The following is a 24935-nucleotide window of genomic DNA, read 5'->3' as shown; positions in this document are numbered from 1 at the left end:
CTTATTCTTATAAAGCTCTGATTTTAAAGGGGTAATGAATTAGCAAATGCGTATTCAATACGCATTTGCTAAAGAGTGTGCGCAATTTGAAAAAACGGAAGTCTCATAAGTCTATGATTATTAATGAATTGATCGTTCCGAAGGTGTTAACCTAATTGAAAAGTGATACCCGTATCGGGTACGTAGAATTAACTGTTATGAGTAAGTAATGGGAAAGAAGCTACCACCAGATCAGCTAGAACTTTATAAAAGAATCGATGAGATCCTCTTTTATAAATGGGACCCAATTGGCGTTTCCGATAGCGACTGGGCAAGAGATGAATATCAATCTTACTTGCCAAGAGTTTTTGCTTACGCAATGGAGAGCGATTCTCCAGAGCCAATAGCAAAGTACCTTGGAGTGACTTCAACTGAAAATATGGGGTTATCTGCAGCGCCTGAGCATGATATGAATATCGCCAAAATAATCTTTGAAGTAAAAGAGGGGTTGGGGTTGTAGTATGTGCCACATAAAACTCATAACAAGCCGCTCAAACACGTTCCGGCCGCAAAAAGCGCGACCTCCACTGGACTCACTACACTGCGTTTCGTTCGCCGTTTAGCGGGGCGTTAGAATTTTAGGAAAATCACAATCAAACTAAAGGAGTATTTGTGAATATGAAAAAAGTAACTTTATCGTTAGTTGTAGTGGGTTTTATCTCTGGTTGTGGGAGCTCAGGGTCATCTGATTCTTCAGATCCCTTAACTTCTTCAGGTACACCAGATGAAAACATAGTTGCTGTTTCTGGGGTCTATGATACCTCTCGAACAGGCGATGAAGCTTACTTGTATATTGCTGAATCAGGCGCTGTAACTGCTTATGACTATCAAGGTGAAGCAAGTGGCACAGGCGAAAATTGCTATTCTTTATCTACGGCATCCGGCCAAATAAACTCTAGTCTTCACGAGGGCACTGTAACGTATTCTTCCACTAGTGGTAAATACACCTTAACCAGCGACTCCAATACTCTAGAGTTTACTTACGATACTACAGACGGCATGGAAAACTTCCTTCTTGATTCTGTCATTAGTTCTACGACAGGGTTAAATATTTCAGCTGCAAATATGAATATTAAAGTGGGTGGTGATGGTAATCTTCAATCTAGCTTGCTAATCAGTGATATAGAGTCATTACTCTGCAATTAATATTCTAACAAGGCCATCATAGGGGCATTGTTTACTCCGCTGCGCTTTGGGGTGGCTGCGCCACTTTACCCCAAAGCTCCACTCCATAAGCAATGCCCCATATGGCGGCGTTAGTACGTACTAAGAATGAAAAGCGGACATTTGTTTTTCATTCGCAAGTAGACATTAGGAGTCGTTAATGGAGCAATAACTAAAACGTTACCTTCTTGCGGATAGCTGACCTGTCCTGAACGTCAAAAAAATCAGTGCGTCGCAAGACAGACTTTCAAAACGAGGTCGTTTCATCTTAGGATAGAAAACTTAAGGATGGCCTTGCCTACCAAGCAAGGCGCGATGATTTGAGGTTGCATACTTTGCAAACCAACAGGCCTCGAAACTAAGATTCCACGGCTATGTTCACTAAGGTGCTGATATGAAAGCGAAGCTTATCGCATTGTCTTTATTAAGTTTTGGGCTGCTAATGTACTTCGCAGTTGAGGAAATTTACTTCCCATTTATTTTGATCCCCTTCATCGGTTTTTCTATAACGGTATTTATGTGGCCTTTACCAAATGATGAAAGCAGGAAACGAAAAAGTCAGGGGTATAAAGGTAGTGACCCAAACGGATTCGATGTTTTAGGTGAGACAGCCAGAGCACTAAAAAACAAAAGAGATAATGAAAGCAATGGCATCGATATCGATTTATAGGCTTAACCATTTTTACAGTTCGCTCAATACAAAAAGGGTTTCAGTATCTCAGCTCCAGGGCATATTCTGATTTTGTAATGTACGGCTTGGTTCCCCTATTAATCCCATTAATTACGTTAGCATGGTTGGCGTTTTATGATTAACAGCAACATCACACATAACCAGGCTATCAAAGATCGCCCAACAAGTTGGGCTGGACAGTCAATGCTGCGCATTGCCTGCCCTTTATAGCGGCGTTAAATGCTCAAAGGAGTTTAGATGTCTCTCATTGCCAATACACCGGCACCACCTTACTACGCAGTAATTTTCACTTCTCACCGTACAGAAGGTGATAACGGTTATGGCCAAATGGCAGATCGAATGGTTGAGCTTGCGTCAAAGCAACCAGGCTTTTTAGGTGTAGAGTCAGCGCGAGAGGATGTTGGAATTACCGTATCTTATTGGTCTGATCTTGAATCCATTAAGCGGTGGAAGAAAAATGCAGGGCACCAAGAAGCCCAACGGCTTGGTCATGAGAAATGGTATGCATCGTTCAAAACTCGTATATCGAAGGTGGAACGTGACTACGGCATTTAACAATACAATCGACGCCCGCCAGCAAGCTAGCTCGGACCTACGTTTCGGTGCTTCGCGCCTACACTGCGGCCCGTTATTGTAGGCGTTCATGTCTGCTTACTATATAAACTCGAAATAAATCCCAGTTAAAAACTTGCCTGTCTGACGTCCGCTTCTGTATATAAATCGAAAAGTTTTCGCGCCGCGAAATGTCCGCTTCTTTGTAGAAGTACGCATCAAGGATCGACCGGACATCAGCAGTTCAACATCCGCTAATGTCTATTTCTGTGCATTCACAAACCAGATTCCGGATACCCCAGGGCACCCTCTCTTGCGCGTTGCGCAATTCACCTTGTCACGCTTCGCTGTCCGGAATGACGAACGGGAGGATGATCGCTTCTGTCTATTCCTAAACATAGAATGCTAAACAATAACTTTTTATGCGTAGGGTTAAACAAACAATTCGATAGACAACAAAAAAGGGCGCTCAATGAGCGCCCTTCTTCTTAGATCTTACTAAGGACTAGTTGATTAGTCTTTAGTGAACTCTGGGTATGCTTCCATACCACATTCTGAAAGATCCACACCTTCGTACTCTTCTTCTTCAGAAACTCGTAGACCGATAACCGCTTTGATTACGCCCCAAGCGATCAAGCTTGTTACGAATACCCATGCAAAGATTGTTACCGCACCTACTAGCTGACCCATGAACGTAGCGTCTGCGTCTGAAAGTAGAACCGCGAAGATACCCCAAAGACCAACAACACCGTGTACAGAGATCGCGCCGACTGGATCGTCAAGCTTAAGCTTATCAAGAGTAACGATTGAGAATACGACGATCACACCACCGATTGCACCGATTACAGTAGCAAGTAGTGGAGATGGATCTGCAGGCTCAGCAGTGATAGCAACAAGACCAGCTAGTGCGCCGTTCAATGCCATTGTAAGGTCTGCCTTACCGAACAAGATGCGTGCAACGATAAGAGCAGCAATCAAACCACCCGCTGCAGCAGCGTTTGTGTTCAAGAATACGCTAGCAACTTCGTTTGCTACAGCGATACCGCCAAGCTTCAAAGTAGAACCACCGTTGAAACCGAACCAGCCCATCCAAAGGATGAAAGTACCAAGAGTCGCTAGTGGAAGGTTAGCGCCTGGGATAGCGTTAACTTCACCGTTAGGACCGTACTTACCTTTACGAGCACCAAGAAGGATAACACCAGCAAGTGCAGCTGCTGCACCAGCCATGTGAACGATACCAGAACCTGCGTAGTCGCTGTAGCTAAGCTCATACAAGCCGAATACTGCGTCGCCGTTCCAAGTCCAAGAACCTTCCATTGGATAGATGAAACCAGTCATGATTACCGCAAAAACTAGGAAAGCCCAAAGCTTCATACGCTCTGCAACCGCACCAGATACGATAGACATTGCAGTTGCAACGAATACTACCTGGAAGAAGAAGTCAGACGCGCCTGAGTACTCACCCATGTCGCCGAAACCAGCTTCAGTTGCAGAAGCAAGTACGCCAGCGATTGCAGCTTCGTCCATAGAAGCAACGCTGTCAGTAGCACTTAAGAAGTAGCCGCCGCCGTACATGATTTCGTAACCGCATACTAAGTACATAGTACAAGCGATCGCGAACAACGCGACGTTTTTAGTCAAAATTTCAGTCGTGTTCTTAGCGCGAACAAGACCTGCTTCAAGCATGGCGAAACCTGCCGCCATCCACATTACTAATGCGCCGCACACCAAGAAATAAAAGGTGTCCATCGCATATTGAAGTTCAAATATGTTATTGGATAACTGTTCCATGATAGCCCTCCGTACCTAGGCTCTTATGATTTATAAAATGGTTATACAGCGTCAGTGCCGGTTTCGCCGGTACGGATACGAATCGCTTGCTCAAGAGCAGAAACGAAGATCTTACCGTCACCGATTTTTCCTGTGTTTGCAGCTTTAGAGATTGCTTCGATTACTTGATCAAGTAAATCAGAGCCAATAGCTACTTCGATTTTTACTTTTGGAAGGAAGTCCACAACGTATTCCGCACCGCGGTATAGTTCTGTGTGACCTTTCTGACGACCGAAGCCTTTTACTTCAGTTACCGTAATACCTTGCACGCCAATTTCAGATAATGCTTCTCGCACATCGTCCAGCTTGAAAGGCTTGATAATGGCAGTTACGAGTTTCATATATGTCTCCTTATTATGCCGCCTATTTCATTATTATTTCTGTCTCGACTGGGCAGCGAGTCTTCTGCTGCATCGTAGTGAACTGATAAAGCAGTCTGTGTGCCAATGATTAAAAGTTCATAATAATCAGTCGCTTATGAATATTTTTTGATGTTTTGTTTTTGAAAAGTGCGCTTAAGAAGGGCGAGTATGTGTGCTACGCACTGTTTTGGTGCTTTATTTTGGTGCGTATTCTTCAACTGTGATTCGATGGAGGGCAATGGTAGACTTGGCGCCAGTTTTAGACAGTTGGTAAGAGACTATGTTGAACCCTCAGCAATTATTCGGAGTGATTCAAGATCAGGTTAATCAAGTTTTTCCTGAATTTGGTAAAGCTGCACAGGACGAGATTTCAAACAATCTGAAGATTGTTATTTCTAGTGTTATCAATAAGTTGGATCTAGTATCTCGTGAAGAGTTCGATGCACAACAAGCAGTGCTAGAGCGCACGAGAGAAATGCTTGAACAGTTAGAAAAGTCTGTACAGGACTTACAAAGTAAAATCGACGAGTAACACTCGTTTGGTCAAAAAGCTTTGCTAAGGATGGCAAAGTGAAACTTGCACCATGGTTGTGCAATATTTGAGCAAGGATGCGTAATGAGTTTGTCTATTGTGAAAACGCGGGCATTGTTCGGCGTTGAATCCCCTTCCGTGCGTGTTGAAACGCATCTATCCAATGGTCTGCCTTCATTTACCGTTGTTGGTTTACCCGAGGCGGCCGTAAAAGAAAGCCGTGAACGTGTGCGCTGCGCACTTATAAATAGTGGTTTTGAGTTCCCGATGCGCCGCGTGACCGTTAATTTAGCGCCTGCAGACATACCGAAAGAGGGCGGCCGTTTCGATTTAGCTATTGCTGTTGGGATCTTGGCGGCAAGTGGGCAATTGAATGGAGTTGATATTAGCGCTTGCGAGTTTATTGCCGAGTTAGCATTAACTGGAGAGTGCAGTCCCGTCACGGGTGTCTTACCTTCTTTGATTGAAAGCCTCGAGTCTAGCCACCGTGTGTTTGTTGCGAAGGATGATCTCCGTTATGCTCACTTATTAGGTGCAAAATCGATCTATGGCATAGAAGACCTTCGGCAGTTGGTGGAATATCTTCGCGATCCTGAGCGTGCAACGACATGCCGATATACTGCAGAAACTTCTGATCAAGACCTAGATGCTCAAATAGATGATCTGTCGGATGTTCTTGGTCAGTATTCTGCGCGTAAAGCGCTAGAGATAGCTGCAGCGGGAGGGCATAACTTATTGTTATTTGGTCCGCCAGGAACAGGCAAAAGTATGCTTGCTTCGCGTATCAGCGGCATATTGCCTCAACTTAATATCAAACAAGCACGCGACGTAGCCGCTTTATATAGCTTAACCAATACTCCGAGAGATGAGGGGGATTGGTTTACACCACCATTTCGTTCACCTCATCATTCGTGTTCGGCAGTTTCTCTTGTAGGAGGTGGCGCTAAACCTAAACCCGGTGAAGTGTCTTTAGCGCATCAGGGTGTTTTATTTTTGGATGAGCTGCCAGAGTTCTCGAGGCATAGTCTTGAGATGCTACGAGAGCCTTTAGAGTCGAATGCGATTTCGATCGCGCGCGCACAGCATCAAATTACCTTACCTGCGAATTTTCAATTTATTGCTGCCATGAATCCATGCCCGTGTGGCTATTTAGGGCATCCAACGATTGCTTGTACTGATACGCCGCAACAAATCGAACAGTATCGCCGAAAATTATCGGGCCCTTTATTAGATCGAATTGATATGTATGTTGAGGTGCCTTTTCAGTCGGCACGGGTTTCTCTTGGCGCTAAGGAAAAAGCTGAATCGAGTGCACAGGTGCGAGCACGTGTTGAGCAGGCACGTGAGATACAAATGCGCCGCCAAGGATGTTTGAATAGCGAGTTACATGGTGAAGACTTATCGCGAATATGTGCCTTAAGTGAAGTCCAACAAGATTGGTTAATCGTAACAATTGATAAATTGGCTTTGTCGAACAGAGCCGCGCATAGAATGATGCGTCTCGCGAGAACCTTGGCGGATTGTTCTGGGCAGGCGGTGATTAGTCAGGGGCATTTGTCTCAAGCCTTGCGGTTCAGATCTGTGCTATCCAAGGTTTGATACTTTTTAAAAGGCAAAAAAAGAGGAGTCACATTGTGACTCCTTAATAGGGGTTTCTTCAAGGAAGACAGAACCACGATCGCTTCTTCGTGAATCTGTGCTGCTAAGTATACGATCAATTTTTAACCTATCCGTGCAAAACATCACCAAATATGTAACAGATCGTTAAATCGTTATGGCCTTGTGTTCTCGATCACGCTTTAAATGTGCACGAAGTGGGTCTTTTATAAGAATCCGTGACTAACTTGCTAAGAAATCACGCTAAATCTAAAATCCTCCCCCGTGTAATAGATTCAAAATTAAGGACTTTCAGTGACAGATCAAGACAACCCAATGCAGCGAGTTATACGCAGTTTCGTAGTGCGAAGCGGGAGAATGACCGCTGGGCAGACCCGAGGGTGGGATTCATATTGGGAAGCCTTTGGCCTAGATCCTGAACAAGAACTAAATTTCGAAGAGATATTTGGCAATACAAACCCGGTTGTGTTCGAGATTGGTTTCGGTATGGGCAGTTCATTATTTGAAATGGCGAAAGCTGACCCAAATACGAATTTCGTCGGCGTTGAAGTCCATCGACCCGGAGTTGGTGCCTTACTCGCTCAGGCGGGAGACGAAGGGCTCACAAACTTACGTCTGTTGTGTTGCGATGCGGTTGAGTTGCTTAAGAACAAAGTGCCTAACAACAGCTTGGTGCGTTTACAGTTATATTTCCCAGACCCTTGGCATAAAAAACGTCACCACAAACGTCGTATTGTTCAGCCAGAATTTGCTGCTTTGGTTGCCACTAAGCTTTCCGAGGGTGGAGTGTTTCATATGGCAACAGACTGGGAGCCTTATGCAGAACATATGGCTGAGGTTATGGATGCAGCACCTGATTACAGTAATTGTGCAGAGACCGGCTCGTATTCTCCCAAGCCTGACTACCGACCTACTACTAAGTTTGAAAAACGTGGAGAGCGTTTAGGGCACGGTGTGTGGGATTTGCTTTACCGTAAATCTGTTTAGAGATTTGTTTGATGCTGAAACTGCCATTCATTGCGCGGCAAGCAGGAAGTCGTGAAATAGTCCCGCCGCAAACGTCTGCGGGTTCATTTCATACCTCGGTTTCCGAGCTCGTGAAGCAAGCGGGAGTCGGTCTTGAATATGATCAGGCAAGCCTTGATCGTATCCCACAACTTGGTCGTTTAATCATCCTAGCAAATGATCCTTTACCGGGCGTTTCGAGCTTAGCGTTATTGCACCTAGTCTCGCAGGTAAGATCAGATGTTGCCTGTATTGCAGAGACAGGCAATCGATGGCTGACGGACTTGCCTGATGGCACACAATTAAATGCAGCCCAACAGTCGTCAGAACAAACAAAGCACAAGGCATTAGAGCATCTTGCGAATGAGGGTGTGCTCATTATTCAGCCTGTTCATTTGGGACGTTCCGAAGGTGTTCCTAAAATCACGCAGGAGCGCTGGCCGACAGACTTTCTTGCCATTGCAGAGCATTCACAAAGCCCCTTATTGCATATTCATGTCTCGAGTTCCGAGCAGCCTTATTTACAACAAGCACGTCTTTTTTATCGTGGGCATGGCCTTGTTCAAGATTTCGCTCAAACACTCGCGAAGAAGTTTCTACCGAACGTTTACGACCAACGTTTGCTTGTTGGCGAGATAATCGATTCCACGGATTACAAAGATCTACCCCTGCAAGATAAGTACAAAGCGAAGCTATTAAGAAAACAGTTATATCGTGCGGTAAAAGGGAAGAGTTCTTATTTCAAGACCTTGCCAGCGATTGCAACGGCCGAGCCAAGGTCCTCATTATTGGACGAGCTTCAGCACGCTAGTTTGCTTGGTAAAACAAAAGACGGAAAGTTGATTTACTTGTGTTCAGTAGATGAGGGCTCTTCTTTATTGAAAGAGATCGGTCGGCTACGAGAACAGGCCTTTCGTTTAGTCGGAGAGGGCAGTGGCAAAGCCTGCGATGTTGATGCCTTTGATCTTTACTATCAGCATATTGTTCTATGGGACGAGTCGGACCAAGAAGTCGTTGGTGCATATCGTTTACGGTCAACGCATGATATTGCGATTGATCAGTTATATACATCGACACTAATGCATTATTTGCCTAATGCTGAGCCAACCTTGGCACGCGGTGTCGAACTGGGCAGAAGCTTTGTTCAACCAAAGTATTGGGGCTCTCGCAGTCTTGATTACTTGTGGACGGGGATCGCCGCGTATATTCGACAAAACTCTCAAGTTCGCTACTTGCTCGGTGCAGTGAGTATTTCAAATGCCTTTAGCCAAAAAGGTAAGGACCTCTTGCTTGGTTATTACGGTAAGTACTATTTTTCACATACACCGATTATCGAATGTAAACGACCTTACATGATGGGCTATCAAGCCAAGGTCCACAATCAGCACCTGTTCGATGGTTTAGATTCAAGAGATGCCTTTGTTGTGTTGCGTGAGCAGCTGGGTTTGATTGGTCACTCTGTTCCTACGCTCTACAAGCAATACTCAGAGTTATGTGATGACGGTGGAACCCGATTCCACGGCTTTAATATTGACCCTGATTTTCAAGACTGTATTGACGGTTTGGTGGTAGTGGATTTGAGTAAATTGAAACCGCTTAAGCGCAAGCGTTATGAGTTAGTTGATCACGACTTTTTAGCGTTTGAATTAGAGGGTGCAGTCGATGTCTGATCAAGAGTCTGTGAACCTAAAGTCAATTACAGAAGACTACGCCTTTCGTTTTGGAGGGATTGCCCGACTCTATGGCATGAACGCCTTGCAGGTGTTTTTAAATAGCCATATAGCTGTAGTGGGTATTGGTGGTGTTGGGTCATGGGTAGCTGAAGCGTTAGCGCGTTCAGGTATTGGTGAAATCACCTTGATTGATTTGGATGATGTGTGTGTTTCGAATATCAATCGACAAGTCCATGCCTTGCAGAATACGGTTGGCCATATGAAGACTGAGGTAATGGCTGAGCGTCTTAAAGAGATCAACCCTGATATTCAAGTCCATGTGAAGCACACATTTCTAACGCCTAAAAATGTCGGTGACTTACTCACTACAGAATTTAGTTATGTGTTTGACGCCACGGACAGCGTGAAGGCAAAAACTTCTATTGTTGTGCATTGCCGTCGAAACAAAATTCCATTGATGGTTTGCGGCGGCGCTGGCGGACAATTAGACCCGACACAAATCCAGATTGAAGATTTGGCGCGCACCACGCAAGACCCATTGTTGGCGAAGATTCGAAACAACTTGCGTCGCTTACATAACTATTCCCGCAATCCAAAACGTAAGTTTGGCGTTGAGTGTGTCTACTCAACCGAACAATTAAAGTATGCCCAACTCGATGGCAGTGTGTGCGCTTCGAAACCTGATGGAGCCGGACCTGTTAAGTTGGATTGCGCTTCAGGCTTTGGTGCAGTCACATCCGTCACATCTGTGTTCGCAATGGTGGGCGTATCGAGAATCCTTGCTAAACTGGCTAGATAAGTTTTATTTTAGCCAGTTTGCCTGCGTTGAGCGGGCCATGGAGATGTGTTGATCCCCAAGGAAAGCCTCGATGCTTGAACACAGCGTTATTACTCTCGCTTCAATCGGCGTCGTCTCATTAATTTGTCAGTGGGTCGCATGGCGTTTACGCCAACCGGCTATTTTGTTCTTGCTTGTTGCGGGAATCATCCTTGGCCCGTGGCTGGGATGGTTGAACCCAGACGGCCTTCTCGGAGACATGCTTTTTCCGATTATCTCTCTAGCCGTAGCGGTTATCTTATTTGAGGGAAGTTTAACCCTTAAGTTTTCTGAGCTCGGTGGTCACGGCAAAATGGTGCGTAACCTACTAGCCTCGGGCACCGTTGTTACTTGTTTTATCGCAACTTTTGCCGCGTATCTAGCGCTCGATATCCCTTTATCTCTCGCGATGTTGTTTGGTTCGATTGTCGTGGTCAGCGGACCCACGGTGATCATGCCCTTACTTCGCTCTGTCAGACCCTCCGGACGAATTACTAATATCTTAAAATGGGAAGGTATAGTCATTGACCCAATTGGTGCCTTACTCGCCGTATTGGTATTTGAATTCATTATCGCAAGTGGTGATGGCGGCAGTGCGTTTTTACAAACACTCGGCACATTCGGAGCCACATTAGTTTTAGGTTTAACCTTAGGCGGCGCCTCTGGGTATATATTGGGCGAAGCCTTGCGCAGTCACTGGCTGCCGCAGTTTTTATTAAATACGGGCACGCTGACTTTTATGCTCGGCGTATACGCGCTCTCTAATTTTTTGGTACATGAGTCGGGTTTGCTTACGGTGACCGTCATGGGAATTTGGTTAGCCAACATGAGAGGCGTGCCGATCGATGAGATTTTAGAATTTAAAGAATCTCTTTCTGTATTGCTGATCTCTGCACTGTTCATTTTACTTGCCGCCAGAATGGAATTGGTCGCTCTGTATGACTTAGGCATTGCGGCAGTATGGATTATGCTCGCGCTCATATTTTTAGCTCGCCCGATCTCAGTGTTTGTCGCAGCGATTGGCACTGACTTAAGTTGGCAAGAAAAATCTTTCTTATCTTGGATTGCGCCAAGGGGTATCGTCGCGGCTGCGGTATCTTCGTTATTTGCGTTTAAGTTAGAAGAGCAGGGAATGGTCGAGGCTGGAGTGCTGGTGCCTTTAGTATTTCTTGTGATTGTCGTGACTGTGGCTTTGCAGAGTGTGACCGCACGACCATTAGCGAAAGCCTTAGGCGTGCAAGAAGCCGATGATCATGGCTTTTTGTTCTTGGGGGCAAATCCACTCGCTCGTGATATTGCCAAAGCATTCTCAGAGCGTGGTGTGAAAGTTATTTTATCTGATACCAGCTGGGAAAATGTTCGTGCCGCTAGAATGGCAAGTTTACCGGTGTACTACGGGAATGCCGCGTCAGAACATGCTGAGAATAATCTTGATTTGACCGGAATAGGGCAATTCTTAGCGATTTCACCTTACAAACAACTGAACGCTCACGTGGTGTATCATTACCTTGATCACTTTGGTGCAAAGCATGTGTTTGCTTTTAACGAGGCGGAGCAAGAGCAACGAGCCAGCCATCAAGTATCAGAGACGTTCATGCAAACCAATAGTTTGTTTCAAGATGGCTTGAGTTACGCCAAGTTGGCAAGTTTGTATGCGAAAGGTGCGACAGTGAAACTCACACAACTGAGTGATGAGTTTTCTTTTGAGGATTACAAACGCGAGAATGATTCGAGAGCGACATTGTTATTTGGCATTTCGAGCGATGGCTGCGTTTATCCTATCGGCGGTAAAGAAAGTGTTGAGCCGCAGAGCGGTTGGGCGGTAGTAAGTTTGGTGCAAAAGAAAGAGGACGTGGCGTAAGTTTTTAGGAATCCTAAGCTAAAGGATTAGGATTCCCATTGTTTAGCCTGTTCTAAATCACTGTCTTTTGCTTCAACCCAGACTGTTTTTTCGCCGACTTCTTTTTTCCAGATTGTCGCATCTCGTTTTAAATAATCCATGATAAAACTGCAGGCAGCGAAGGATGCATCGCGATGAGAAGAGCTGACGGCCACAACAACGATTTGATCATCTAGTTCAAGTTCTCCGACACGATGAATAATGCATGTCCCTAGGATAGGCCAACGTCGTTTCGCCTGATCAACGATTTTCGCTAATTGCTTTTCAGTCATGCCTGGATAGTGTTCAAGCACGATGCTTTCTACGCCAGATTGATCTCCAAACTCTCGCACTAAACCTGTAAAAGTACAGATTGCACCAGTTTTTCCTGGATGTTGTTGGCGTAATTGCTGATGAATCTCTGCAATATCAAAATCATTTTCTTGGACTTGGATCATCGAGCTAGCCGCCTGTTACTGGAGGGAAGAAAGCAATGTCATCGTCGTTGCTAATGGGCGCTGAGAAATCGGTGACTTCTTGGTTTACTGCAACGAGTAGCTTTGTAGAGTTTAAGGCAGAAGCCCAAGGTTCACCTCGGTTTGCTAGCTGTTCTTTGAGTTCTTGTACCGTTGATATAGTCGGCTCATTGACTTCAAGTTCGCCACAATTTAACTGTTCTTTTAAGCTCGCGAAAAATAGTACTTTCATTACTGATCCAAGGTAGTTTCAGGAAGTTGAAGAAGATGAGAGAAAGGAATAAACGTCACTAAGTCTCCAGCTTGTGGGCAGGTATTTTCGGGAATAACTGCGAAGCCTTCAGCCCAACATGATGAGCTCATCATGCCAGAACTTTGATTCGGATGCGCGATGATTTGATTGTCCTCGTTCAGGCGCACACGGATAAATTCGCGTCGAATGCCAGCTTTCTTCCAGTTAAAGCCCAGAGGGAACTGGTGAGTGCGTATCTGCGTTACTCTGCAGCCCTGGCGTTTCAATAAAACAGAGCGTGCCAGCATTAAAAATGTCACGAGTACTGCACTCGGGTTTCCCGGTAATCCAAGAATAGGTGTATCGCCAACTTTGCCAAGCATGAATGGTTTGCCCGGTTTAATTGCAATGCGCCAGAAATCTATTTCGCCAAGTTCTTCGATCGCGGCTTTTATATAATCTTCTTCGCCAACAGACGCGCCGCCCGAGCTAATGATAATGTCTGATTCCGCAGCCTTGTTGAGGGCTTCGATCGTCGCGTCTAGCTTGTCGGCAACACATCCGATATTGCGGACTTCAAAGCCAAAGCTACGGATTAATCCTTCCAAAAGGTATTGGTTCGAATTATAGATTTGTCCGGGTTTTAACTCGCTTCCTGGTTGCGCTAGTTCGTCGCCGGTCGATACTACTGCAACGGTTAGAGGGCGATATGTTTTTATCTCCGCGATACCAGAAGAGGCAAGCAAAGAAATATTCTGTGGGCGCAGAACATCGCCTTTGCGGAGCAATGTATCGCCTACTTGAAAGTCTTGCCCCGCTGGACGAATGTTCTGATTCAAAGATAAATTTGAGCTGGTGCTTAACAGAGTTGTACCGTTAAGTTCGCTTAGTTCGGCACTCTCTTGCATCAGTACGCAATCAGCACCTTCTGGTACAGGAGCTCCAGTAAAAATGCGAGCAGCTTCGCCTTCTTTAAGCTGCCCTGGTGCACTGCCTGCAGGAACACGCATCGTGACAGGAAGGGCAGACTTTTGAATATCGCTAATACGAAACGCATATCCATCAACTGCACTGTTGTGAAACGGTGGTTGGGAAATGCGCGCATTTACATCGCTTGCGGATACTCTATTTAGCGCTTGCTCAATGGGCGTCGTTTCTTCTAATGAGCAGGTTTGAACACGAGAGGATAATTGTTCGATAGCGTCTTCAAGAGGGAGCAGTTTACTGGCACTCATACCGATTTTTTTGGCCTTATAAGTTGGTTTGCTTGCATCAAGTGTATTTTGATCAAAAACTTTAGCTTGTGAAGCATATTTTTGCGCAATAAAACTAGCTATTGTAAAAGAATTGATCTATCTTAAGTTTGCAGCCGTAACTAGCAAGGCTCAATGACTAATTGCGCTCGCAGCGCGTTTCCCTGAAATTTCCTAAATCCTTCGAAAAACACAACTCTGTGTTCCCATGACAATTGCTATGAATCTTACCGAACTTAAGAAAAAATCTGTTCCTGAATTATTAGAAATCGCTTCAGAGATGGGGCTAGACAACCTAGCACGCTCTCGTAAGCAAGATGTAATCTTCACAATCCTAAAACGTCACGCGAAAAGCGGTGAAGACATTTTTGGAGATGGTGTACTTGAAATTCTTCAAGATGGCTTCGGCTTCTTGCGTTCTGCTGAGGGTTCATACCTAGCAGGCCCAGACGATATTTATGTTTCGCCGAGTCAAATTCGTCGTTTCAATCTTCGAACGGGTGATACGATTTCTGGAAAGATTCGACCACCAAAGGATGGCGAACGTTATTTTGCTTTATTGAAAGTTAGCCAAATTAACTTCGATAAGCCGGAATCGTCTAAGAACAAAATTTTGTTCGAAAACCTTACACCTTTGTTCCCTAATGATCGTTTGGTGCTAGAAGTTGGTAATGGTTCAACAGAAGACTTATCTGGTCGTATCCTCGATTTAGTAGCACCAGTAGGTAAAGGCCAACGTGGCTTGGTGGTATCACCACCGAAAGCTGGTAAAACCTTGATGATGCAGCAGATTGCCCAATCGGTTACAAAGAACAATCCTGAGTGCCACTTGATGGTTCTTCTGATTGACGAGCGTCCTGAAGAAGTAACAGAAATGCAGCGCTCAGTGCGTGGCGAAGTGGTCGCGAGTACCTTTGATGAGCCGCCAGCACGTCACGTTCAAGTAGCTGAAATGGTAATTGAAAAGGCTAAGCGTCTTGTTGAACACAAGCAAGATGTGGTCATTATTCTCGACTCGATTACACGTCTTGCACGCGCTTACAACACGATTATTCCAAGCTCTGGTAAGGTTCTTACCGGTGGTGTTGATGCGCACGCACTAGAGCGTCCAAAGCGTTTCTTTGGTGCAGCACGTAACGTCGAAGAAGGTGGCAGCTTAACCATCATCGCAACAGCACTTGTTGATACTGGTTCGAAGATGGATGAAGTCATCTACGAAGAATTCAAAGGCACAGGTAATATGGAAGTGCATTTAGATCGTCGTATCGCGGAGAAACGTACTTATCCAGCGATCAACATTCGACGTTCTGGTACACGTCGTGAAGAGCAGTTGATGTCGGATGATGAGCTACAACGGGTTTGGATCTTGCGTAAGCTTCTTCACAACATGGAAGATGATGTCGCAGCAACTGAGTTTTTGATCGACAAGTTGAAAGATACTAAGACGAACGACGAGTTCTTCTTAGCAATGAAAAAGCGTTAGTACTTATTAATACTAAAAAAAGCCGGCTAGTTGAGTCGGCTTTTTTATTGTTCTCGTAAAACACCGTATGAAATATAAAGATCTCAGAGATTTTATCTCACAGTTAGAAGAGCAAGGCGAACTTGTACGCGTTAAAAAAGAAGTAGATCCAAATTTGGAGATGACCGAAATTTGTGATCGTACGCTTCGAGCCGGTGGCCCGGCTATTTTATTTGAAAATCCAAAAGGCTCCGATATACCGGTCTTAGGAAATCTTTTTGGTACACCTCGGCGCGTAGCCTTGGGGATGGGGCAAGAGAATGTGACGGCACTTCGAGAAGTCGGAAAGCTTCTCGCATTTTTAAAAGAGCCTGATCCACCAAAAGGTTTAAAAGATGCTTGGCAGAAACTTCCTATCTTCAAGCAAGTTTTGAATATGGGGCCAAAGGTGCTCCGTAACGCACCTTGCCAAGAAGTCGTGATCGAGAAGGATCAAGTCGATCTCAGTAAAATCCCAGTTCAAACCTGTTGGCCGGGGGATGCAGGCCCCTTGATTACATGGCCGCTTGTGGTAACGAAAGGCCCTGATCCTGAGAGAGAACGCCAGAATTTAGGTATCTACCGTCAGCAAGTCATTGGTAAGAATCGCCTGATCATGCGCTGGCTATCGCATCGTGGTGGCGCGCTTGATTTACGTGAGTGGCAAGAGAAATATCCCGATAAACCGTTCCCAGTGGCGGTCGCTTTGGGTGCAGACCCTGCGACGATTTTAGGTGCTGTAACGCCGGTGCCAGACTCGTTGTCTGAATATGCGTTTGCAGGCTTACTGCGTGGCGGTAAAACAGAAACTGTAAAGACAAAGCATTCTGAGCTGACTGTGCCCGCGAGTGCTGAGTTTGTTTTAGAGGGCTTTATTTACCCCAACGACACGGCTCCAGAAGGTCCATTTGGTGACCACACAGGTTATTACAATGAAGTAGATGAGTTCCCAGTATTTACCGTGGAGCGTATTACGCATCGTAAAGATCCGATTTACCACAGTACTTACACGGGACGTCCACCTGATGAACCAGCTGTACTTGGGCTTGCATTGAATGAAGTCTTTATACCGATATTGCAAAAGCAGTTTCCTGAGATCGTTGATTTCTATTTGCCGCCAGAAGGCTGCTCGTATCGATTAGCCGTAGTGACGATCAAGAAACAATATCCCGGGCACGCGAAGCGGGTCATGATGGGAGTTTGGTCTTTCTTGCGTCAATTTATGTATACCAAGTTTGTCATTGTGACTGATGACGATGTAGATGCGCGTAATTGGGAAGATGTTATCTGGGCAATTACGACTAGAATGGATCCAGCACGCGATACTACTTTGGTCGAGAACACGCCAATAGATTACCTCGACTTCGCTTCGCCGATTTCTGGTTTGGGGTCGAAGATGGGTATGGATGCCACCAATAAATGGCCAGGTGAAACTGATCGTGAGTGGGGACGTTCAATTGAAATGGATGCGGATGTAAAAGCGCGTGTGGACTCAATGTGGGATGAACTTGGTGTCTTGCCAAAGACTTAGCGTGTTTGGTAAGTGAGTTACTCCATTACGCTTGAGCCGAACGGTCTGCAATTCGAGTGCTCTGAATCCGAAACGCTCATAGAAGCTGGGCAGCGAGTTGATATTCGTTTTCCAGTCAGCTGTCGAAACGGCGTTTGCCATATTTGCAGAGCTGAGTTAATCCAAGGTCGTATTGAAACGCGCACCGGCGAGCTTGTTTCGCCAAACGATACGAACGAAATTTATGTATGTCATGTTAAGCCTCACACTGATGTGACAATTTATATGGACGGGGTGTTAGGCCCTGGTGAATTACCGATGAATACATTTAGTTGCCAGATTAAACAGGTGTCTGAGATGCAGGCGCATGTTTATAAAGTTGTACTAGAGCAACCAGCCGGAAAGTTGAAAGAATTTTACGCAGGCCAGTATTTAGCCTTGTTGTTGCCTGAGCGTGAAGACGAAACATACTTTTCTATTGCGAGTGCGCCGAATCAACGAGAGATTGAGTTGCATATTCAGGCTGATCCTCATTTGGAAAAAGCGCTTGAAGTAGTTCAATTTTTACAAACGAGTGCGAGCGTGCAAGTGAAGCTGCCGTTTGGAAAGGCTTGCTTAAGTTCGGTACCAAGCGAACCAGTTTTGCTACTTGCTGCGGGCACAGGTTTCGCACAGATGAAGAGTTTAATTGAATACTTGCTTGGCAACGGATTTGATAAAGAGCTCAGTTTGTATTGGACCGCTCGCAAAGAAAGTGATTTGTATGCGCTCGACTATGTTAAAGATCTAGAAGATCGGTACGAGAATGTGCATATTCAAACTATTGTTGCTGATGATGACCAAGAGCAGAGCCAGAGCACTCAGCACCACTCCTTGCTAGCTGATGCAGTGTTAGAAGGGCATGGTGACTTGTCTGGCTTTAAGGTCTTTGTTGCGGGGTCGCCTCGCATGGTTTACTCAGCAATGGATGCTTTAGAGGATGCAGGCCTCGAGCATGAGAATTTCTATTCTGACGTGCTTGAGTACGTGAGTCGTGATCAGATCTAGATCATAAATTCAGCAGGGTTAACGATTTGGCTTAACCCCGTGTATTTACTAACGGGGCTGAGGTAATTCAGGAAGGTGCAATTGCTGCATTAAATGCTCTAGTTGTTTGTCGGTATCCTGTGCTGGCTTGTTCAAGTGGCAAGATAATCGATAGAGCTCGGCGCTCGCTTCTAGTGAAGGTTGCTGAGCTAGGCTCGATGAAAAGTACTCTTGCGCTTTTCCCCAAAGCTCACATCGTAACGATAGTCGCCCAAGCGCTAACAGCAAACGTGGGCTATTAGGTCGCGACTTTAACCATTTTTCAGCATTTAGCAATTGCTTCGTCGCGTCTTTGCCCTTTGCTCGCCCATACGCATCGATCAGATTTTCGCTCCACGATTTTTCTAGGGCTTTTCGAAGTATGACTTCTGATTCAGCACTTAAGCCGACACTCATTAGCTCTCTCACATAGGCGTGAATGACGTGCTCATCAAAGCGATATTTACTTGGTACACGCTGCCATACTTCAGCAAGAGATGACTCCAAACTTTCGACATAAACACCATTTTTTTGCTCGGTTTTAAGGCGTGTAGCATAGGTCGCAAATAATTTTGCCCACGCTTGTCGTTCAAAATCTGCACTTAAGTTTAGCTGTTGAGCAAGATCTCCTTCAAAGCACGCAACAAGGTGCTCCCAATCTTCCAACGCGCGATAAACTTGCACGGTTAGTTTTAAGACATATACGTGCTTAGGGTGCTGTTTTCGTAAACGTGTTAGTACTGCAAGAGCTGCTTCATAGCGTTCGTTTTCAATATGCAAACGGACTTGCGTTAAGCTTGCTGCCAGCTCAGAGCCACCGTCGAGCTCGTGGGCTTGCTTGAGTATTTGCGCAGACTCTTTGTGATTACCTTGTTGGTTTGCCGCGTTGGCTGCAGCCAGTAAATTCACCAGAGGCATGCGTGCATGTTGGGCCGACTGTGTTAATAAGGATTTTGCAGTTTGCCAATCACCCTCTAAGAAGGCGAGAAGCCCTCGCTGTGAGTCGTTATTCGCCTTGCGTTTTGGGCGAATTTTAAACCATCGAATTGATTGATTTGAGCCGCGAATAAGTGCTTTTAGCGTACTGATGACAAACCCAAGTCCGATGAGAGCGATGAGATTCAACGACACCAAGACCCAAAGGTTGCTTTCGATCAGCCAATGCCCATAAGTGATTTTGACGTAGCCGGTATCATACTGAATGCCCAAAGTGAGCAAGGCCGCCGCAACAATCGCTAGAATGATGAAAACAAAGACTCGTCTCATTGTTCATTGCCTTCTGTTTGTACAGGATGAGGCGTATTAAATTTCTCGAGGGAGTGGTTGCGATACTTTTTTTCGACAAGCTGCTGGAGCATGGAAAGAGAACCATCAATGTTTACTTGTGTTTGGCTGAGATCGAATTGATTTATCTCATTGAGCTCGGCCGTGATCGCGTCAACAGATGCATTGTTAGTGGGCATGTATGTCGCCATCCATTCCAAGGTATTTGAAATAGATGCTTTAAACTGATCTTGGCGCTGTCTCATTAATAAAAGCTTGGCCTGTTCAATGCGTAAGGCTAAGTTTTGTTTTAAGTATTCCGCGTAATGAGGGGATGGCGGTGCATCATTCTTTTCTTCAAGTCGTTGGATCGAAACAGCCTTGTTAAATGCGGTTTTGATTTTGCTCCAAAGCATCTCATACCAAGTGAGTTCAAGACTTTGTTCTGCTGGTGTTGATGTTGACGACAAAGCTGATACTTCAATACTTTTTTCGGAGAGTTCAGTTTCTAACGTTAAGGATTCAACCACGTTTGCTAAGCCACTTAAGCGCACAATAAGTTCGTCGTTTGCGCTAATTGCCATGCTTCGCAGTGCTAATAATTCTTCAGCGATTTTAACGCGAATCGGCATTAACGCGGCATCGTCTGCTTCTGATAATACTTGATCAGCTGATCCTAACAGGCTCTCTGCGGTTACCGGATCTTTCTCAATGAGTAAACGCTGATTCGCGATACGCAATAAGTATTCTGCTTCTGCTAAGAGCCAGTCTTGTCGTGAATTACCGGTGATTTCTATAACTTGTTGATGCAAGCTCGAAAGAGATTTTTGATGCTCTGATTCTATTTTTGCTTGTTGTTTTTGTTGCGACTCAACTGATTGTGCAAAGTTACTTTGATCATTCGAAAGCGCATCTAATGCTTGCTGGTTGTCTTTGACTGCTTTACTGAGCGAACCTAGTTGTTGACTCATTTTTGTTTGAGTGTCGATGATTTGCTTGCCGTAAATGAAGCCAAAATAGCCGCCAGTGCCAAGACAAACAAGCACGACAATGATCAATAACTTACTGAGCAAGCCAGAGGATTTTTTATCAGTACTTTTGGGCTTTGTAGAGGCCGTTGTTTTTTGAGATGGCTGATTGCCAGTTTCTGGAACAGTTTTGCTTGTTTCTACTGGCTCATTAACAGGCTTTTCGTCGCTCACGCTATGCTCTTTCTTTGTTATCGTTAGAGTAAGAGCTTAGCCTTAAAATGCTGCCTTTTCACTTAGCAATTATTCATCTAAGCGCTCAGCTGAGAGTTTAGTGTCGTGTGGTTATTTTAGAGCCTGTATCAGGTTGATGGGTTTCAGTTGCTCACTCACGGCAATCTCTTTAAATCCAAGGCGTTGAGCATGCGATGCGACGCGTTGGCTTGGAACGACCAATTTAGCATTATACGCAGAGTAATTCGTCTGCTGACTATAAGCGTGCAAATTGTCTAAGGTCTCAAGACTCAATGTGATGATGCTATCTGGTACAAAGTCATTTAAAGCGTTTTGTAATTGCTCATCGCTGTATTCTGGCTTTAAGCGCTCATAAAGATCGAGGTGATCAATCTGCGCTCCGCGGGCTCTCAAACCTTGCTCAAGTTTACTGCGCCCGTCTTTGCCTTTTACAACTAAAATACGCTCGCCTTTTACATTTTGAAGATCGGGAATATCTAATAAACCTTCACTGTTGAGGTCTTGTTGAGCGTCATATAACTGAGCTTCGGATTCGGCCAATACGCTTGTTGTTTTGCGCCCAATGCCATACCACGTTTGTTCGGCCGGCATTTGAGGCCATAGTTCGTCAACGAGAGACAGGACACGATGAGCGGCAAACTGGCTGACCACAATGACCTTGCTATATTGATCCAAATTAAAGATGTATTGCTTTGATGTCGGGCTGGGCTCAATAGGAAGTATTTGAATGCAGGGTAGGGCAATACTGCTTGCACCAACAGAGTTTAATACAGTACATAACTCCGTTGCGGAAGGCTCTGGGCGACAGACCAAAATCTTTCGCCCTTTCAATACCTGCTGGATCATCTTGTAGCGCTTAGTCTTGGTATGCTTGATCGAGAAGTGCTTGGGCGCCTTGCGCTAACAAGTCTTCGGCGACTTCTTTACCGAGTGCTTCAGCACTTTCTACATCGGCCTGCGTTGAGCCAGTTGCGCGTAATGTTTCACTGCCATCGATAGCAGACACTAATCCTCTTAAAGAAATAGAGTCATTTTCAAGCTCAGCAAAGCCAGCAATAGGTACTTGGCAACCACCTTCGAGTCGTGAGTTCATGGCTCGTTCAGCACGAACACAAAGATTAGTTTCCTCATCAATCAAAGGCTGTAGTAGGGCTTTAATTGCTTGGTCTGCACTTCGACACTCAATGCCTAGTGCACCTTGGCCAACAGCAGGAAGAGATGTTTCAGCTGGGATTACTTGTTTGATTCGATCATGAAAACCTAAACGTTTCAGCCCCGAGTCTGCGAGAATAATGGCGTCATATTCACCGGCATCTAGTTTCGCGAGACGTGTATTTACATTGCCGCGCAACGATTTAATGGTGAGGTCTGGGCGCAGCGCCGCAAGCTGAGTTTTTCTGCGTAAACTCGATGTGCCAACAACAGCTCCTTGAGGGAGCTCATCAATCGTGTTGTAAGTATTGCTGACAAAAGCATCGAACGGACTTTCGCGTTTACAAATTGCCGCTAGCTCTAATCCTTCAGGAAAATGCATCGGTACATCTTTCATTGAATGAACGGCTATATCCGTTTCGCCCACCAACATAGATTGTTCTAGCTCTTTTATAAATAAACCCTTGCCGCCAATTTTTGCTAGTGGGACATCAAGAATTTGGTCGCCCTTCGTTGTCATGCCAACAATCTCGACTTCAAGGCCAGGGTGGAGAGATTCTAATTGCGCTTTGATGTATTCACTTTGCCAAAGTGCTAGTGCACTTTCTCGTGATGCGATGCGGATTTTGCTAGATGTGGGATTGGACATGTTGCCCCTCATTACTCAAGTTTGGGGCATTATAACGAGCTTTTTGAGGTTTGTATTTCGGAGAATTAAAACTGAAGTTTCAGCTCAAATTCTATCTCGTCCTCTTTGACCTTAACTTTGGTTTTTGTGCGATCAACATAATCACTGAAGCTTCTCGCAACTTGTTTTGAAGAATTACCACCAAAGGTCATTAACTGTTCACTATCAAGATTAAAAAACTTCTTAATAACAGTTCTAACAATTTTACTGTAAGGGATTTTTGTATTGGGTTGTTGGTCAACCAAGATCGTGTCGTCTTCGCTGATTGGAATATTTGGATTGGCTAAACAATGGCTCGACGTGCTGAACAGAGCAAGCGCAAATGCAAAGATACCAGCGATTTTTTTAGCTTTATTGTTATGTTGACGCACGGATACTGACCTCGTTTTTCTTAACAACATTACGGATCATACATAAAGTTCTGCGACATTTTTGTGAACTGCTTTTATGGGCATAGTGAGAGTGAGAACGGTGTCGACTAAATGACGCCTTACTAAGCCGAAACTGTGCTGGGTGGCACAAAAAAAGATCTGTGAAATTTCTAAAACGGCTCAGAGAGAGGAGATAAGGTCGCGAACTTCACTACAATGCCGTCGGCTAACTTCCGTTGTGAGGCCATTGCTGAGCTCAATGATGTGCGTACCCGATGCGGATTTTTTGAGTTTTCTAAGATGTTTAGTGTTAACGAGAGTGCTACGGTGCACGCGAATGAAGTGCGGGTAAAGCTCTTCGAGTTCTTTTAAGGTTTGGTTACTTAAGGTTTCGCCTTGCTTATGAATAACATTCACATACTTTTGATCGGCTTTGAATAGCAGTATATCGTCGAGGTCGATCTTTTCTTGGCCATCCCATGTGTTCGCAATAAAGAATGAATCCGCACTTTGACCTGCCTGCAGTACTTTGACAGCCTTTAAATGAGCCTGACTTAATGCTTGTGCTTGGTTCAAACTTTGCAGAAGCTGCTCTTCTCTAGCCGGCTTTAGTACATAACCTATGGCATTCGCTTGAAACGCCTGTAAGGCATATTCGTCATAGGCGGTGCAAAAGATAATTGCTGGTGGCGGTTCAAGCTTTGTGATGTGTTTAGCGGCTTCGATGCCGTCCATTTCGGGCATACGGATATCGAGCAATGCAATATCGGGATATTCCGTTCGCGCTATCTCAACAGCCTGCTGACCATTCCTCGCGAGGCCGCATACCTCGTAACCATCAATACGCTCAATAATGCGGGCTAGCCGATCTCGGGCTAAAGGTTCATCATCTGCAATTAAGATCTTGGTCGCTTCTTTCATATTAATGACTGCTTTGAATTGGAAGCCGGAGCGTTGTGGTAAAGATGTTATTGTGTTGACTTGTCTTCAGAACGGCAGTCTTTTTGTACATAGCAGAAAGGCGATCTGCAATATTCGATAAAGCGATATGATTTCCGTGCGTGTTTTTTTCTGATTCCCCAACAGGATTAGACACTAATAAATACACATGCTCGTTCTTTATATACGCTTCAAAATCGATTGTTCCTCCATCTGCTAGAGGTTGAATGCCGTGATAGATTGCATTCTCAACAATCGGTTGTAGTGTCAGAGGTGGAATCATTACCTGCAAAGTATTGTCGGCGATTTTCCAAGATACCCTTAACCGATCGCCAAGTCGTAAGCCTTCTATATTCAGATACTTTTTACACAGAGAGATCTCTTCTTGAAGCGCAACGTATCGGCGCTGCGTATTGAGAGTGGAGCGAAAAAGTTCTGATAAATCGAGTACCGCGTCCTCCGCTAGTTCAGGTTTCGTAGCGATCAAACTGGCGATGCTGTTCATGCTATTAAATAAAAAGTGCGGTCGAATGCGAGATTGAAGTGCCTCAATTCGCGCTTGTAGTTCGGCTTTTTGCTGCTGCTTCGCCAGATAGCCCAAGTAAAAGTAACGGAGTGCTAATCCGCTAATTAGTCCTGCAACAATCGTATTTTGAATAATGAAATTGGCGTTATCGACAATATGGGTTTCTACAAATCGTATGCTGGCATAACTAATCAAGGCCGTTACTAGCATAACGATAAGTAGTGCTAAAAAAGCCTGGGCAATGATGCTAAAGCGAGCATTGATTGGACGAGCAGCACAGAGTAGAACGCAAGAACTGAGTCCAATGGCATGCAATATGAGCGAGGTGAAGCCAAGGGTTTGCCAATCTAGCAGGCCATGCGTTGTTTGAATCAAAGCAATAATAAAGGCCAAAACTTGCGTGCATAAAATGACGATCGCAATGCTTTGAGCGTGACATAAATTCGGAATAAAACTGTTCGTTAGCGTCACGTCTTTTTGAGGCGCAGTGGCTTTGTTATTCATGATATACTTCGGCGCTTTACTGGGCCGCCAGAGAATTCCTGCGGCAGCAATGATTTTAGTGTAGATGGGTA

General features: G+C 45.0%; 25 protein-coding genes. 13 read left to right on the top strand and 12 right to left on the bottom strand.

Annotated features, from left to right (window positions below; translation table 11 throughout):
* Positions 1-208 precede the first annotated feature (208 nt).
* From A3739_RS16980 to A3739_RS16965, 4 genes are all read left to right on the top strand, one after another.
* The gene (locus tag A3739_RS16980) at positions 209-499 is read left to right on the top strand and encodes a hypothetical protein (RefSeq protein WP_068473097.1); all 291 of its coding nucleotides are present in this window, start codon (positions 209-211) and stop codon (positions 497-499) included.
* A gap of 158 nt (positions 500-657) precedes the next feature.
* Entirely contained in the window at positions 658-1185 is a 528-nt protein-coding gene (locus A3739_RS16975) for a hypothetical protein (RefSeq protein ID WP_068502156.1), read from the top strand.
* A 412-nt stretch (positions 1186-1597) separates the two neighbouring features.
* On the top strand, positions 1598-1873 hold the full coding sequence (locus tag A3739_RS16970) for a hypothetical protein (protein WP_068502153.1): 276 nt from the start codon (positions 1598-1600) through the stop codon (positions 1871-1873).
* 258 nt (positions 1874-2131) lie between these two features.
* On the top strand, positions 2132-2449 hold the full coding sequence (locus A3739_RS16965) for an antibiotic biosynthesis monooxygenase (protein WP_068502149.1): 318 nt from the start codon (positions 2132-2134) through the stop codon (positions 2447-2449).
* A gap of 510 nt (positions 2450-2959) precedes the next feature.
* On the opposite strand, the gene A3739_RS16960 is transcribed toward A3739_RS16965, so the two are convergent.
* Together A3739_RS16960 and glnK are read right to left on the bottom strand one after the other, a co-directional pair.
* Positions 2960-4237 carry an ammonium transporter gene (locus A3739_RS16960; RefSeq protein ID WP_068474090.1) on the bottom strand — a complete coding sequence of 426 codons (1278 nt, stop codon included), beginning with the start codon at positions 4235-4237 and terminating at the stop codon, positions 2960-2962.
* Positions 4238-4278: 41 nt separating this feature from the next.
* Positions 4279-4617 carry a P-II family nitrogen regulator gene (gene glnK, locus A3739_RS16955; RefSeq protein WP_068474092.1) on the bottom strand — a complete coding sequence of 113 codons (339 nt, stop codon included), beginning with the start codon at positions 4615-4617 and terminating at the stop codon, positions 4279-4281.
* A 301-nt stretch (positions 4618-4918) separates the two neighbouring features.
* On the opposite strand from glnK, the gene A3739_RS16950 reads away from it, so the two are divergent.
* The 6 genes from A3739_RS16950 (at position 4919) to A3739_RS16925 (ending at position 12143) form a co-directional block, all read left to right on the top strand.
* Positions 4919-5170, top strand: a complete 252-nt coding sequence (locus A3739_RS16950) for an accessory factor UbiK family protein (RefSeq protein ID WP_068473212.1) — start codon at positions 4919-4921, stop codon at positions 5168-5170.
* 84 nt (positions 5171-5254) lie between these two features.
* On the top strand, positions 5255-6769 hold the full coding sequence (locus tag A3739_RS16945; protein ID WP_068474095.1) for a YifB family Mg chelatase-like AAA ATPase: 1515 nt from the start codon (positions 5255-5257) through the stop codon (positions 6767-6769).
* Positions 6770-7081: 312 nt separating this feature from the next.
* Positions 7082-7774, top strand: a complete 693-nt coding sequence (gene trmB, locus A3739_RS16940; RefSeq protein WP_231876726.1) for a tRNA (guanosine(46)-N7)-methyltransferase TrmB — start codon at positions 7082-7084, stop codon at positions 7772-7774.
* Between the two features lie 11 nt (positions 7775-7785).
* On the top strand, positions 7786-9462 hold the full coding sequence (locus A3739_RS16935; protein ID WP_068474097.1) for a lysophospholipid acyltransferase family protein: 1677 nt from the start codon (positions 7786-7788) through the stop codon (positions 9460-9462).
* Positions 9455-10264, top strand: coding sequence for a tRNA cyclic N6-threonylcarbamoyladenosine(37) synthase TcdA (gene tcdA / locus A3739_RS16930; RefSeq protein ID WP_068474099.1), 810 nt, complete (start codon positions 9455-9457; stop codon positions 10262-10264). Before A3739_RS16935 ends, tcdA begins: the two co-directional genes overlap by 8 nt.
* Positions 10265-10334: 70 nt before the next feature.
* Positions 10335-12143 carry a sodium:proton antiporter gene (locus A3739_RS16925; protein WP_068502147.1) on the top strand — a complete coding sequence of 603 codons (1809 nt, stop codon included), beginning with the start codon at positions 10335-10337 and terminating at the stop codon, positions 12141-12143.
* Between the two features lie 26 nt (positions 12144-12169).
* Here A3739_RS16925 and A3739_RS16920 read toward each other — a convergent pair whose 3' ends face one another.
* Genes A3739_RS16920 through glp form a run of 3 tightly spaced genes read right to left on the bottom strand, consistent with a single transcriptional unit; the run spans position 12170 to position 14104 of the window.
* A complete protein-coding gene (locus A3739_RS16920; RefSeq protein WP_068473178.1) occupies positions 12170-12619 on the bottom strand; it encodes a molybdenum cofactor biosynthesis protein MoaE in 450 nt (149 codons plus the stop codon).
* Positions 12620-12623: 4 nt separating this feature from the next.
* Positions 12624-12869: a molybdopterin converting factor subunit 1 gene (gene moaD / locus A3739_RS16915; protein ID WP_068473184.1), complete on the bottom strand. Its 246-nt coding sequence runs from the start codon at positions 12867-12869 to the stop codon at positions 12624-12626.
* On the bottom strand, positions 12869-14104 hold the full coding sequence (gene glp / locus A3739_RS16910) for a gephyrin-like molybdotransferase Glp (protein WP_068474104.1): 1236 nt from the start codon (positions 14102-14104) through the stop codon (positions 12869-12871). The genes moaD and glp overlap by 1 nt, the downstream gene beginning before the upstream one ends.
* Positions 14105-14342: 238 nt before the next feature.
* On the opposite strand from glp, the gene rho reads away from it, so the two are divergent.
* The 3 genes from rho to A3739_RS16895 all read left to right on the top strand — a co-directional run bounded on the left by rho (position 14343) and on the right by A3739_RS16895 (position 18180).
* A complete protein-coding gene (rho, locus tag A3739_RS16905) occupies positions 14343-15605 on the top strand; it encodes a transcription termination factor Rho (RefSeq protein ID WP_068474170.1) in 1263 nt (420 codons plus the stop codon).
* Between the two features lie 67 nt (positions 15606-15672).
* Entirely contained in the window at positions 15673-17154 is a 1482-nt protein-coding gene (gene ubiD, locus A3739_RS16900) for a 4-hydroxy-3-polyprenylbenzoate decarboxylase (RefSeq protein ID WP_068474106.1), read from the top strand.
* A 12-nt stretch (positions 17155-17166) separates the two neighbouring features.
* Entirely contained in the window at positions 17167-18180 is a 1014-nt protein-coding gene (locus A3739_RS16895) for a 2Fe-2S iron-sulfur cluster-binding protein (RefSeq protein WP_082869035.1), read from the top strand.
* 48 nt (positions 18181-18228) lie between these two features.
* On the opposite strand, the gene A3739_RS16890 is transcribed toward A3739_RS16895, so the two are convergent.
* The 7 genes from A3739_RS16890 to A3739_RS16860 all read right to left on the bottom strand — a co-directional run bounded on the left by A3739_RS16890 (position 18229) and on the right by A3739_RS16860 (position 24864).
* Entirely contained in the window at positions 18229-19464 is a 1236-nt protein-coding gene (locus tag A3739_RS16890) for a heme biosynthesis HemY N-terminal domain-containing protein (RefSeq protein ID WP_068474109.1), read from the bottom strand.
* The gene (locus A3739_RS16885; RefSeq protein ID WP_068474112.1) at positions 19461-20663 is read right to left on the bottom strand and encodes a uroporphyrinogen-III C-methyltransferase; all 1203 of its coding nucleotides are present in this window, start codon (positions 20661-20663) and stop codon (positions 19461-19463) included. Before A3739_RS16885 ends, A3739_RS16890 begins: the two co-directional genes overlap by 4 nt.
* Positions 20664-20774: 111 nt before the next feature.
* Positions 20775-21530 carry a uroporphyrinogen-III synthase gene (locus A3739_RS16880; RefSeq protein ID WP_068474113.1) on the bottom strand — a complete coding sequence of 252 codons (756 nt, stop codon included), beginning with the start codon at positions 21528-21530 and terminating at the stop codon, positions 20775-20777.
* 10 nt (positions 21531-21540) lie between these two features.
* Positions 21541-22485: a hydroxymethylbilane synthase gene (gene hemC, locus A3739_RS16875; protein WP_068474115.1), complete on the bottom strand. Its 945-nt coding sequence runs from the start codon at positions 22483-22485 to the stop codon at positions 21541-21543.
* Between the two features lie 65 nt (positions 22486-22550).
* Positions 22551-22895 (bottom strand): hypothetical protein, encoded by a 345-nt coding sequence (locus A3739_RS16870; protein ID WP_068474117.1) that lies wholly within the window; start codon positions 22893-22895, stop codon positions 22551-22553.
* A gap of 180 nt (positions 22896-23075) precedes the next feature.
* Positions 23076-23816 (bottom strand): LytTR family DNA-binding domain-containing protein, encoded by a 741-nt coding sequence (locus A3739_RS16865; RefSeq protein WP_068474120.1) that lies wholly within the window; start codon positions 23814-23816, stop codon positions 23076-23078.
* Between the two features lies 1 nt (position 23817).
* Positions 23818-24864, bottom strand: coding sequence for a sensor histidine kinase (locus A3739_RS16860; RefSeq protein WP_082869037.1), 1047 nt, complete (start codon positions 24862-24864; stop codon positions 23818-23820).
* Positions 24865-24935: the final 71 nt, after the last annotated feature.

The sequence above is a fragment of the Oleiphilus sp. HI0067 genome (genome assembly GCF_001635735.1).
This window is presented reverse-complemented; position numbering and strand designations above follow the sequence as displayed.